Source organism: Clostridioides sp. LIBA-6822, from assembly GCF_056688955.1.
Map to the genome: position 1 here is coordinate 1771994 of NZ_CP196995.1, position 12510 is coordinate 1784503.

The 12510-nt window shown below is 27.6% G+C and carries 16 protein-coding genes and 1 riboswitch; of the genes, 11 read left to right on the forward strand and 5 right to left on the reverse strand.

Translation table 11 applies throughout. The features are described from left to right. The first annotated feature begins 131 nt into the window (after nt 1–131). The 3 genes from cysK (at nt 132) to ACTG48_RS08500 (ending at nt 2005) form a co-directional block, all read left to right on the forward strand. Nucleotides 132–1040, forward strand: coding sequence for a cysteine synthase A (cysK, locus tag ACTG48_RS08490; RefSeq protein WP_479918595.1), 909 nt, complete (start codon nt 132–134; stop codon nt 1038–1040). 26 nt (nt 1041–1066) lie between these two features. After that, nucleotides 1067–1657 carry a serine O-acetyltransferase EpsC gene (gene epsC / locus ACTG48_RS08495; protein WP_479918596.1) on the forward strand — a complete coding sequence of 197 codons (591 nt, stop codon included), beginning with the start codon at nt 1067–1069 and terminating at the stop codon, nt 1655–1657. A 159-nt stretch (nt 1658–1816) separates the two neighbouring features. Continuing rightward, a complete protein-coding gene (locus ACTG48_RS08500; RefSeq protein ID WP_021384372.1) occupies nt 1817–2005 on the forward strand; it encodes a ferredoxin in 189 nt (62 codons plus the stop codon). 53 nt (nt 2006–2058) lie between these two features. On the opposite strand, the gene ACTG48_RS08505 is transcribed toward ACTG48_RS08500, so the two are convergent. Both ACTG48_RS08505 and ACTG48_RS08510 read right to left on the reverse strand, forming a co-directional pair. Continuing rightward, nucleotides 2059–2928: a methionyl aminopeptidase gene (locus tag ACTG48_RS08505; RefSeq protein ID WP_479918597.1), complete on the reverse strand. Its 870-nt coding sequence runs from the start codon at nt 2926–2928 to the stop codon at nt 2059–2061. Between the two features lie 196 nt (nt 2929–3124). Beyond that, nucleotides 3125–4369 carry an anthrax toxin lethal factor-related metalloendopeptidase gene (locus ACTG48_RS08510; RefSeq protein WP_479918598.1) on the reverse strand — a complete coding sequence of 415 codons (1245 nt, stop codon included), beginning with the start codon at nt 4367–4369 and terminating at the stop codon, nt 3125–3127. A 290-nt stretch (nt 4370–4659) separates the two neighbouring features. Here ACTG48_RS08510 and ACTG48_RS08515 point away from each other — a divergent pair, with 290 nt between their 5' ends. The 5 genes from ACTG48_RS08515 (at nt 4660) to ACTG48_RS08535 (ending at nt 7960) form a co-directional block, all read left to right on the forward strand. After that, nucleotides 4660–4971 carry a GIY-YIG nuclease family protein gene (locus ACTG48_RS08515; protein WP_479918599.1) on the forward strand — a complete coding sequence of 104 codons (312 nt, stop codon included), beginning with the start codon at nt 4660–4662 and terminating at the stop codon, nt 4969–4971. Between the two features lie 91 nt (nt 4972–5062). Further along, nucleotides 5063–5155, forward strand: a riboswitch (TPP riboswitch). Between the two features lie 101 nt (nt 5156–5256). Continuing rightward, nucleotides 5257–6051 (forward strand): bifunctional hydroxymethylpyrimidine kinase/phosphomethylpyrimidine kinase, encoded by a 795-nt coding sequence (gene thiD / locus ACTG48_RS08520; RefSeq protein ID WP_021384361.1) that lies wholly within the window; start codon nt 5257–5259, stop codon nt 6049–6051. Between the two features lie 23 nt (nt 6052–6074). Beyond that, a complete protein-coding gene (gene thiM, locus ACTG48_RS08525) occupies nt 6075–6866 on the forward strand; it encodes a hydroxyethylthiazole kinase (protein WP_479918600.1) in 792 nt (263 codons plus the stop codon). Nucleotides 6867–6887: 21 nt separating this feature from the next. After that, nucleotides 6888–7520 (forward strand): thiamine phosphate synthase, encoded by a 633-nt coding sequence (thiE, locus tag ACTG48_RS08530; protein ID WP_479918601.1) that lies wholly within the window; start codon nt 6888–6890, stop codon nt 7518–7520. Between the two features lie 137 nt (nt 7521–7657). Continuing rightward, complete coding sequence (locus tag ACTG48_RS08535; RefSeq protein ID WP_003420211.1) at nt 7658–7960, forward strand: PTS sugar transporter subunit IIB; 303 nt, start codon at nt 7658–7660, stop codon at nt 7958–7960. 56 nt (nt 7961–8016) lie between these two features. Here the strand turns inward: ACTG48_RS08535 and ACTG48_RS08540 are convergent, their stop codons facing one another. From ACTG48_RS08540 to ACTG48_RS08550, 3 genes are read right to left on the reverse strand one after another with little or no spacing between them, the layout of a single operon-like run. Continuing rightward, nucleotides 8017–8766 carry an ABC transporter permease gene (locus ACTG48_RS08540; RefSeq protein WP_479918602.1) on the reverse strand — a complete coding sequence of 250 codons (750 nt, stop codon included), beginning with the start codon at nt 8764–8766 and terminating at the stop codon, nt 8017–8019. After that, nucleotides 8760–9722, reverse strand: coding sequence for an ABC transporter ATP-binding protein (locus ACTG48_RS08545; protein WP_021384366.1), 963 nt, complete (start codon nt 9720–9722; stop codon nt 8760–8762). The genes ACTG48_RS08540 and ACTG48_RS08545 overlap by 7 nt, the downstream gene beginning before the upstream one ends. Nucleotides 9723–9725: 3 nt before the next feature. Further along, nucleotides 9726–10184 (reverse strand): GyrI-like domain-containing protein, encoded by a 459-nt coding sequence (locus tag ACTG48_RS08550; protein WP_479918603.1) that lies wholly within the window; start codon nt 10182–10184, stop codon nt 9726–9728. 357 nt (nt 10185–10541) lie between these two features. On the opposite strand from ACTG48_RS08550, the gene ACTG48_RS08555 reads away from it, so the two are divergent. From ACTG48_RS08555 to ACTG48_RS08565, 3 genes are all read left to right on the forward strand, one after another. Beyond that, nucleotides 10542–10898, forward strand: a complete 357-nt coding sequence (locus ACTG48_RS08555; RefSeq protein WP_021384333.1) for a GntR family transcriptional regulator — start codon at nt 10542–10544, stop codon at nt 10896–10898. Between the two features lie 72 nt (nt 10899–10970). Next, complete coding sequence (locus ACTG48_RS08560; RefSeq protein ID WP_021384335.1) at nt 10971–11687, forward strand: ABC transporter ATP-binding protein; 717 nt, start codon at nt 10971–10973, stop codon at nt 11685–11687. Continuing rightward, nucleotides 11680–12504 carry an ABC transporter permease gene (locus ACTG48_RS08565; protein WP_479918604.1) on the forward strand — a complete coding sequence of 275 codons (825 nt, stop codon included), beginning with the start codon at nt 11680–11682 and terminating at the stop codon, nt 12502–12504. Before ACTG48_RS08560 ends, ACTG48_RS08565 begins: the two co-directional genes overlap by 8 nt. Nucleotides 12505–12510: the final 6 nt, after the last annotated feature.

Below are 12510 nucleotides of genomic sequence, written 5' to 3' on the forward strand. Positions count from 1 at the left end.
TACTAATATTTGGAATAAAACGATTGAAAGTATAAAATCCAAAAAAAGGTTGCATTATCAAAATGATAATACTATAATATATTTATCGTTATCAATTTGATAATAGATTTAGACATATAGGAGGAAGTAGTATGTTATATAATAACGCATTAGAGTTGATAGGAAACACACCTGTAGTAAGGTTGAACAATTTAGGATGTACTAACGGGTGTTTTAACATATATGTAAAATTAGAAAAAGTAAATCCAGCAGGAAGTATAAAAGACAGAGCAGTTTATGAAATGTTAGAAGGATTAGAGAAAAGAGGCGAATTAAAAAAAGGAGATGTCTTAGTCGAAGCTACTAGTGGTAATACTGGTATTGCATTATCTATGATAGGAAAATTAAAAGGATATGAAGTAATAATAGTAATGCCTGAGACTATGAGCATTGAGAGAAGAGACTTAATGAAGGCATATGGAGCAAATTTGGTGCTTACAGATGGAAAAGCTGGAATGGCAGGTTCCATAGAAAAAGCAAATGAACTTTTAAGAGAAAATCCAAACTATAAAAGTTTAAAACAATTTGAAAATAAAGATAATCCAAACGCACATTATAAAACAACAGCAGTTGAAATTATGAATGATGTTAAAGATTTAGATATATTTGTATGTGGAGTTGGAACAGGTGGTACTTTAATAGGGACTGCAAGGTATTTAAAAGAACAAAATCCAAATATAAAAGTAATCGCACTTGAACCAAAAAAATCTCCAGCTATATCAGAAAACAAAACTGGACCTCACAAAATACAAGGAATAGGTGCCAACTTTGTTCCTGAAAATTATGATTCTAGTGTAGTTGATGAAGTAATATTAGTAGATGATGAAGATGCATTTGAAACAGTTAAATTACTTGCAGCAAAAGAGGGTATTTTAGTGGGTATATCTTCTGGAGCAAATATATTTGGAGCTATGGAAATGGCGAAAAAATATCCAGATAAAAAGATAGTAACAGTAGCTCCAGATGGAGTAGATAAGTATATGTCCATGGGACTATTTTAAAAATTTTATTTTAGGGAGTGAATACTTTGTTTAAGAAAATAAATAAAGATATTGAATATATAATGAAAAATGATCCAGCAGCTAGGTCTAAGGTAGAAGTATTTTTACTTTATCCATCAGTACATGCAATGATAATGCATAGGATGGCTCATACTCTTTACAAGAAAAATATGCTTTTTACAGCAAGACTAATATCTCAGATATCCAGATTTATGACTGGTATAGAAATACATCCTGGAGCTAAAATGGGAGAAGGTATATTAATAGACCATGGAATGGGTGTTGTAATCGGAGAAACAGCAGAAGTAGGTAATAGAGTAACAATATACCAAGGAGCTACTTTAGGAGCCACAGGAAAAGACACAGGAAAGAGACATCCAACTGTTGGTGATGATGTATTGATTGGAGCTGGAACAAAGATATTAGGACCTTTAAATATTGGTTCCAATTCAAAAATTGGTGCAAATTCTGTTGTCGTTAAGGATGTGCCTAATGGAGCAACAGTTGTTGGTATACCAGCAAAAATAGTAAAAATAAGAAATTTAGAACCTGTAAAAAAGAATAAAAAAGAAGCATCCTATGAGTATGATGAATTAGATAATGTGTATTATATATAGAATTGGTATGATTATAAAAGAAAATTTATGAAAATTATTTTAAAAGGTATTTTTTTCAAATTTGGGGACATAATAAAAAAGAACTAAATGTTAAAGTTTTGGTTCATAAATCTTTGACAAACAAGATTTTAAATTTGTAGTGTTTAGGAGGATTTTATTATGAAAGCAGATGTTAATCAAGATACTTGTATAGGTTGTGGATTATGTCCATCAATATGTCCAGAAGTATTTGATATGAATGATGATGGTAAATCACATGTTATAGTTGATGAAATACCAAGTGATGCTGAAGAATCAGCAAAAGAAGCTAGAGAAAGCTGTCCAGTTGATGCAATAGATGTGCATTAATAAAATAAATGCCTATAAAAATTGAATTTTCAATTTTTATAGGCATTTGTCTTTTATTCAGTTAAGATTTCAAATCCTGTTTCTGTAACTAAAACCATACATTCCCATTGAGCAGACAATTTACCATCCTCTGTATAGATAGTCCAATTATTTTCTTTATCAACAAAAATTTCATGAGTACCTTCATTTACCATTGGTTCTATTGTAAATATCATTCCAGGAACTAATAACATCTCAGTTCCTTTTTTAGATACATAACTTACAAATGGGTCTTCATGGAAACTTAATCCAACCCCATGACCACCAATTTCTCTTACAACAGAGTACCCATTTTTTTGAGCATAGGAATTAATAGCATCTCCTATATCACCCAAGAATCCCCATGGTTTAGTAGCATCAAGACCTTTTTGAACACATTCTTTAGTAACCTGAACTAATTTTCTTGCATTTTCTTTAACATTTCCTATCATAAACATTCTTGAAGCATCTGAGTAGTATCCATTAAAAATAGTAGAAACATCTACATTGATAATATCTCCATCTTTTAAGATAATATCTTTACTAGGAATACCATGACAAACTTCGTTGTTTATGGATGTACATACACTTTTAGGAAATCCATTATAATCCAAAGGAGCAGGAATGGCTCCATTTTGTAGTGTAAAGTCATGTACTAGTTTATTTATATCCTCTGTGGACATTCCAATTTCAATTTTATCTGAAATATAATCTAAAATTTTTGTATTTATTACTGCACTCTTTTTTATTTCTTCAATTTGTGTTGGATTTTTAATAATATCATGAGTTGGCACAATATGACCTAACTTTGCAAATGAATCTATTTTATTATCCATATCTATATGGCATTTTTTATATTTTTTAGTACTTCCACACCAACAACTATCATTTCTATTCAACTTCATAGCTCTTCATCCTTCTTCTATTATTTATTTAAATTATGGTTTACATAAACTATTTTAAAACATAGCCATTATGAACATTATAACATAAATAATAAGAAATCTTTTAATGATAGTACTTTATCAAAAATATAAATTGTCATCTTATTATTATTTATGAAGAGGGTATAGTTAAATATGTTATTGAAAGTTAGGGTATTTAATAGTTTAATTCAAGTTGTTCAAGAAAACCATATGTTAAAGGACAATTTTCTTTTAAGATATTTCTTGAAACTTCATCAAGATAGTAGTGTACAAATGACTCTGCAAAAAATTCTTCTATAAACTTACTAATGTAGGCATGTGCAATTTGCTTAGGGTCGTAAAGTTTATATCTTTCTTGAGCAAATATTTCCATAAATTCTTCTGAACTTGATTTTTTATTTAAAACATTTTTGTCTATAGCATGTGCAGTTTCATGTAATTCTAAATTTTTAGCTGAATGTACATTTGCATAGCTAGGATTACTGTAGCCTATTTTAACTACGATAGAATTGTTTCTATATATACCAGGTACATCTTTCCAAGTTTTGCCTGATCTTACCCAACATGGTGGTAACTGATGTTTTAAATCCTTAAATTCTGACTCATCAGTTAAGTTTGAATTTATTAATTTTATTTTTATATCCTTTTCTTTAAGTGTTTGTAAATACTTAGTATTTATATTTGCAATCCTATTTTTCATATTTTCAACTTCATCTTTGTCATAGTCTAAGTCATCAGGAAGTATAAGCATTTGCTCAATTATATCTATATTGTTTTCTTTTATCTCTTCATCTTTTTCATCAAATTCAGATTGAAGAGTATCACTTTCATAGATAGTTATATTTGTATTGTTTTCTATAGGATAAGAGTGGATATTTTCTAAGTCTAAAATATTCATTTGTTGTAAAATATTTTTTGTCTCACCACTCCAAACCACTAAAGAAAGCGAATTAAAGTTAATTAATGGATTTTCTTTTATTTTTGTCTCATTGCTTATATCAACATCAAATACATATTCAATCGAGTCTTCTATGCTAAGCCCATCTGTATTCTTTTTAATGTATAAATATGCTTGTTTTAATTCTATATAAATGTCATCTAAAGACTCATCATAAAATTCTGATAAATTTTTGATGAAGAGTTCTTCATTTAAAAGTTCATTTTTATCAGTTATACTTTCGATTAAAGTGTTAATTTCTTTTATCATATCAGAGATACTTATTTTTCTATTTGCTTTTTCATTAGATACATTGCATGGCGCAAGAGCAATGCAATAAAAATCTTTTTCTTTTTTGTAAAAGGCTTTAAGTGATTTTGATAAAAGTGTAAAATCTACACCTATCTGTAGATTAACTTTAAGTAATTCCTTTTTAGATAATTTAGTATTATTGCTTTTAGCTATAATTAAATTGTTTTCCATAATCATTGCCCCCTTTTTATTAGGGTATCATAATTTTTTTATATGTGTCAATTTATTTTTTTGAAAATTATAATTTTTTTGAAAATTTTATTTTTTATAATTTGTGAATTTTTTATTATAAAAATAAAAACGTTATTATTGTGTCAAATTTTAGCGTTATACTTATATAGAATGGATTTTATACATCTACATTAGAACTAACACTAAGAAGGTTACATATGCAAAATACATGCCATTTTTATCAATTCTATAATATAATATTTATATATTTAATAAGGATGTGATTTGAGATGTATTTTACATATATTATAAGATGTAAAGATGGTTCTCTATATACTGGATATACTAGTAATATAGTTAGAAGAATGAATGAACATAAGTTGGGAATTAATTCAAAATATACAAGGGCAAAGGGATTTAAAAAACTAGAAGTTTATTTTGTAACCAATACAAAAAGTAATGCAATGAAATTGGAATGTTATATAAAGAAATTAACTAGAAACAAAAAATTATCTATAATAAAAAAACCAGAGATACTTATAGATTTAATTGATAATAAAGATGCTTATATTGTTGGAAAAGAAATAGAACAATTAACATAAATATTAGCATTAACATTATAATAAGTGTATATGATGTAAAACTTGACAATAAATACTATTGTAATATAATGAAGTTATAAATATAATAAATTAAAATAGCTAGGGGAGCCAAGAGCTGAGAGGAATACCGACCCTTACACCTGATCTGGATAATACCAGCGTAGGAAAGCTTAGTATAAAACTTAAGTGTATATTATTTATGATATATGCGATTTCTAAGCTATACCTATTGTAGGTATAGCTTTTTTAATTAAGTTATTTAAATTAAACTTTAGGAGGGAATAAATGAGTAATTATAAAATACCAACACTTACAATCGCTGGGTCAGATTCATCTGGAGGAGCTGGAATTCAAGCTGATTTGAAGACTTTTAGTGCAATTGGTACTTATGGTATGAGTGTAATAACAGCTATAACAGCACAAAATACTCAAGGAGTTTTTGCAGTAGAAGATTTAAGTAAGGAAATAATAAAAAAACAGATAGAGGCAGTATTTGAAGATATACCTCCAAAAGCTGTAAAAATAGGAATGGTTTCAAGTCCTGAGATTATACTTGAAATAGTTGAAAATATAAAGAAATACAATCCAAAATATTTGGTAGTAGACCCTGTAATGATATCTAAAAGTGGATATTATTTATTAAAGCCAGAAGCAAAAGAAAATCTAATTAAATACTTGATGCCACTTGCATACATAATTACACCAAACATCCCAGAGGCAGAAGAAATCACAGGAATAAAAATAAATAATATAGATGATATGAATAGAGTAGGAAAAGAAATACTACAACTTGGTCCTAAATTTGTCCTTATGAAAGGGGGGCATTTAGATGGAGAAGCAGTAGATATTTTAGTTGGTAAAAATATGTTTAAAGTTTATAAAAGTGAAAGAATTGATAAAAAAAATACACATGGAACAGGATGTACATTATCTTCTGCAATAACATCCTATTTGGCATTAGGTTATGAAATAACAGAAGCAGTAAATTTAAGTAAACTCTATATAACAGAAGCAATAAAAAATAGTTTTGATATAGGTCATGGAGTAGGACCAGTGCATCATTTTTATAAATTTGAATAATAAAAAATTGTTGGAGGTTGGCTATGTATAATTTAATTAAAGATGTAAAAGAATCAAATCCATTGGTAATTCATTATACTAATAATGTAACTATAAATGACTGTGCCAATGTAACTTTAGCTATAGGAGCAAGTCCTCTTATGAGCTTCTCATATGAGGAAGTAGAAGAAATAGTAAGTATAGCAAATTCTGTAGTAATAAATATAGGAACGATGAATTCAAATATGTTAGATTTATTTTTATTAGCAGGAAAAGCAGCAAATAAGTATAATAAACCTGTTATATTAGACCCAGTGGGAGTATTTGCAAGTAAAGCTAGAGCAGAACTAACAAACAAACTTTTAAATGAAGTCAAATTTAATGTAGTTAAAGGTAATATGGCAGAAATAAAGTTTATAGGTGGTTTTGATGTAAGGGGAAAAGGTGTAGATTCATTTGACTATGAAGAAGATTCTACTGATATAATAAAAAAAGTTTCTGAAAAACTTGAATGTATAGTAGTAGCAACTGGAAAAACAGATATAATAACTGATAGTAAAAATACATATAAAATAAATAATGGAACTGATAAATTAAAAGGAGTTACAGGAACTGGATGTATGACTGCAAGTTTAATTGCAAGTTTCATGGCTATTACTGAGAATACATTAAAAGCAGCTACAATGGGTGTTCTTACAATGTCTTTAAGTGGAGAGCTGGCAAATCTAAATAATCCACCAATAGGAACATTTAAAGAGAATCTTATGAATACTATTTATAAAATGGATATAGATACTTTAAGTAAAAATTCTAATATTGAATTTTTAAATGAATAAAGGTTTAAGAGGAGACTTAAAATGATAGATAAAGAAAACTTAAAAAAAGACTTAAAATTATATTTAGTAACTGACTCTGAAATGCTTGAAGGTAGAGATTTCTATAAGTGTATTGAAGATGCAATAACTTCTGGAATCACAACTGTACAACTTAGAGAAAAAAATGCTTCTGGAAGAGCGTTTTTAAAAAAGGCTATGAAGCTTAGAGAAATAACTAGAAGATATGGTATTAAGTTTATAGTTAATGATAGAGTTGATATAGCACTTATCTGCGATGCAGATGGAGTACATGTAGGTCAAAGTGATATTGATGCGAGAGAAGTTAGAAAGCTTATAGGAAATGATAAGATACTAGGAGTATCAGCAAGAACTTTAGAAGAAGCTATCTGTGCAAAAAATGATGGTGCAGATTATTTAGGTATAGGGTCTATATTTACAACATCTACTAAATTAGATGCAAAATCTGCTTCATTTGAAACTGTCAAAGTAATTAAAGAAAAAGTAGATATACCATTTGTACTAATTGGAGGCATAAAATTGGATAATATAGATAAACTTAAGAGCTTAAATAGCGATGGGTATGCTATAATATCTGCTATATTAAAATCCGAAAATATATCTAAAGAAGTGGAAAAGTGGACATTAATAATATAAAATTAGTTCTAGTAGTGAAAAAAATGGAAAAATTTGATATAATTTAAGAGTGAATTTAAAAAGTTATAAATGACAAACTTTTCTACATATACTTTTTAATCAAGGGATATGTAGATTTGATTAAAAAGGAGTTATTAATGATTAGGATATTGTTAGTGTGTGTTGGAGGTATGTCTTCTACTTTATTGGTAAATAAAATGGAGAAAGATGCAAAAAAAAGAAATATAGATTGTAAAATATGGGCAGTCGGAGAAGGCGATATAAAATCGGAACTCGATAATTTTGATATTTTACTTCTTGGACCACAGCTTAGATTTATGTTTGATGATGTAAAATCTATAGTTGGAGATAGAGCTCCAGTATCTATAATAGATATGGTAAACTATGGTACTTGTAATGGTCATGCTGTATTAAATTCAGTCTTAGAAATATTAAAATAAATCATCTATAGTGAACTCTATTATATAGAGTTCACTTTTTATTATAATTTTATAATTTAACTTACCATTTCCTTTTTTAGTCTCCACATAGCAAGTGAAAAACTTGCACAGCATAATATTAAAAATAACAGGATAACAGGTAATATATCTCCAATAAGAATAGCCTCGCCAAATATTAAGCTACGTAAAGCATTAATAACATGGGTAAATGGATTGAGCATAACAGCTATTTTTAATCCTCCAGATAAATTTTCTATAGGGAAAAGAGCTGAACTTAAAAAGAAAATAGGAAGTACAATTGCAGTCATAATTGTTTCATAAATTATTTCATTTGGCAATAATAGACTTATAGAATAAGCTAGACTTGATAAAAAAAATGCAGTCATAAATATTAGTATTATCATAAGCATAATTCCTCCAATGCCAGATTCTATCCTTACTGAGAAGAATATACTTACTACACATAAAATAGTTACTTCTAAGAAGGAAACTAAGATAGCTTCTAGTAATTGACCAAAAACAATTGAATATCTACTAATAGGTGCAATTAAAACCCTATAGAAACTTCCACTATTCTTCATTATGAAGTTGATGATACCACCACTACTACATGAGGAAAATATAACTAGAATAATAATACCTGGTAGTATAAAAGCGGTATAATTACTAATATTCATATTACTCATAGTTTGATTTGCAATAGAGCTATAAAGTACAAGCCAAAGAAAAGGTTGTAATATAGTAACTATAAACGAGATTGGATTTTTAAAACGCCATTTCATACTACGCCATAAGATATTTAACATTCCCATTCCTCCTTTAAGCCTTTTTTAGAACTTGTTAATGCTAAAAAAACATCTTCAAGACTTGGCTCTACAATTTCTATTGCATCAAATTTTATGTCATGTTCTAAAAGCCACTTATTTATTGAAGTAAAAGCAACTCTACTATCCTGTACACTTATAAAAATTGAATTCTCTCTTATACTCATAAACTTGGCTAATCCAATATTTTTAATTTCATCTTTATATTTTTTTATATCTTTGATGTCATGAAAAGCTATACGAAGTATATTTTGTCTGATATAGCCACGTAAACTAGATGGCGTTCCATGTGCCAAATCTTTTCCATTTTTCATAATACAAATATTATCACTCAATTGTTCAGCTTCTTCAAGATAATGAGTAGTTAGAAATATAGTTGTGCCATACTCATCTCTAATTTTTAATAACATATCCCACATAGATTTTCTTGAATCTACATCCATACCAACAGTTGGTTCATCCAGAAATAGAATTTTAGGAGATGATACCATATTCATAGCTATGTCTAATCTACGCTTCACTCCACCAGAATATGATGAAGTGGGATATTTTAAGTAGTTAGATAACTCAAATTTATCAATTAAAGACTCTATTCTTTGTTTTGCAATTTGTGGTTCTACTTTATACATCTTGCTTTGAAATACCATATTTTCCATAAGAGACAGGTGTTCATCAATAGAGACTTGTTGTGCTACACAAGCAATCTGAGTACGTATCCAAGAAGGATTATCTACTAAATCTTTTCCAAAGACTGTTACATTTCCAGATGTAGGTTTATAAAAGGTGGTCAAAATGTTGATAAGAGAAGATTTACCAGCTCCATTAGGACCAAGTAAAGAAAAAATCTCTCCAGCATTTACATTAAAACTTAGACCATTTAAAGCTTTCACACCATTTTTATATTCTTTTACTAAATTATCTATTTTAATTGCTATCATATGTTATTCCTCCTCTTTAAGTGGAAATATGATTTCTGTAATATATTTATCTGGATTTCCTTTTATCAGCATACCTGGCCCTTTAATGAATACTTCTCTCCAAGGAGTTTGTATTTCTATATTATTTTCATGAATGTATTTAAATATCATTTCGTACGTTTTAGGTAAAGTACTATATGAGCCTATGTGAGTGAAAAACAAAGCTTTTGTTTTAGGAAATTCTTTTATGGTTACACCAATGCGATTTGGAGTTTCAGAAGTTGGAACACATAATTCCATTTCTCCAAAACCAGTTTTTTGGTCAACATTATAGTAACAGAAGAATGGAGCCCCATTAGATTTTCCCTTTATAGATTTAAATACATTTGGAAAGTACTTTGTTGCTTCAGTAATAGGTCCGTTATAACGCATAGTAGCTGCTGCGACTGGTTCAATATTTTTGATTTCAATTTTATAACTCATTTGTTTACCTCCTAATATGTGTTAATATTTTTACTAGATTTTTAAGAGTTAATACAGATAAGATTTTTGACTGGTTGATAATATATAATCTTATCTCATTTACTTGTTTTCAAGTCTAACATAACATAAAATATATATCCTCTCATTTGATGCTCCATTTTGTAAAGTTATTATTTAAGCTTTACATTTAACTCTTTAATAAATTAAAGTTAGGGTTAAATAATAAAAAAGTATTTACAAATTAAGTGTATTAATCGTATAATACACTTAATAGAATATTAAAGAAGGTCTGAACTGAATGTGTATTTTTTTAAAGTAAGTGTACTAACGTATTAATACACTAGAATAGGAGGAATCATGAATTTTGAACTAGATAATACAACTCCCATTTATTTGCAAATAGTAAAGCATATAAAAAGACAAATAGTAACAGGAGAGTTGAAACCAGGAGAGACAATACCCTCAAGGAGAGAAATGGCACTTAATCTAAAAGTAAATTTAAATACTGTTCAAAGAGCATACAAGGAGATGGGTGATATGAATATAATAAATACTTTTAAAAACTATCAAAGTAGTGTAACAGTTGATGAGAATATATTAAAAAACTTAAAATTAGAGCTTATAAATGAGTCTTTATCTGTTTTTATAGAAAATATGAAAGCAATAAATGTTACGAAAGAAGAAGTTTTAAAGATAATAGAAGATGAATATTAGCCTTTTAACAAATATAAAACTCAATTTAGAAAGTCTATTGTACAAGTGTATTAAATATGGAGGATATTAAATATGATAGAAATAAAGAATGTCAGTAAAACATATAAAAGGATGCAAGGGATTAAAATAAGAAAAATAGATGCTTTAAAGAGTGTAAGCTTTAATATAGAAAAAGGTAAAATAACTGCGTTACTTGGAATAAATGGAGTTGGTAAATCAACCATGTTAAAAGCAATAGCAGGGCTTATAAGCATTGATAGTGGAGAGATTCTTATAGATGGAGCAAAAATAAATGAAAAGATATATAATAAACTAGCATTTGTCCCAGATGTAGAGTCTCATTTTAGTAATACAACAATAAAAGAAACCTTTGAATTTATGGAAATATTTTATCCAAAATGGAATAAAGAAAAATCAAAAGAAATGATGAACATATTCAGATTAGATGAAGATGAAATAATTGATAATTTATCAAAAGGAAATATTGCAAGAGTAAAATTAATACTTGGATTTTGCCAAGACCCAGAGTATATACTACTTGATGAACCATTTACAGGAATTGATTTGTTTAAGAGGGAAGAGTTTATAGGGGTAATAGCACAATATATGGAGGAAAATCAAGCTATTATCATAACTACTCATGAAATAGTAGAGATAGAAAGCTTAGTAGATGAGGTCATAATTCTTGATGAAGGGAAGATTATAACTTCATTTAATGCAGAAGAATTAAGAGAAAGAGAAGGGAAATCTATATTAGATAAAATGAGGGAGGTATATAAGAATGAATAAACTTCTATATCTAATAAATGTAGATTTGAGAAGAAGCAATAGGTTTTATATAGCTTATATATCATTTTTTTCATTAATTACACTTAGTTTAAATTTATTTGAAATGAATAAATTTAAAAACTCTAGATTTATTATGAACTTAGCAATAGAAGATTTTGGAGGTATATTTTATGGAATAGGTATACTTAGTAACCTTGGATTTATCCAAAACATATTGTTCTTTGGTATGTTGGGAATCTTTATATACTATGTTTTTATGTGGAAAAGAGAGTTTTTTTCAAAAAATCAAAGCATTTATACACTTATGATGTTACCACAAAATAAGTTTAAGATTTGTATAACTAAGTCAATTGCTTTGATAACAATGATATATGGTTTTTTGATAAGTCAGATAGCAATATTATTTATATGTAAATATATATTTAATTTTATTTTTAGAAATATGCCGATAATCAACATGTCTTTCGCACAAGATCTATATTATTTTAATTTAAGAAATATGCCTGTTGATTTTATATCTTTTATGGAGATATATGTTTTTTTACTACTTATAGCTATTTCTTTTGTAAATTGTTGTATATTATTTATATTTTCTTATATAAATAGACCTCATGTAATTTTAATAGCTTTTGTAGTTTTAATAGGCTTATATTTTTCAACAGTATATATAAATATAATCAATTTATTTAGAAAATATTATCAGTTCATTGGAATACAATTTAATACTTTAGTAACTGGTTTACTAAGTTTTTTAATTATAATGTCTATTCTAAATGGAATATCTTATTTTCTAATTAAAAAGAAAGTATCTCTTTAGGAGGGG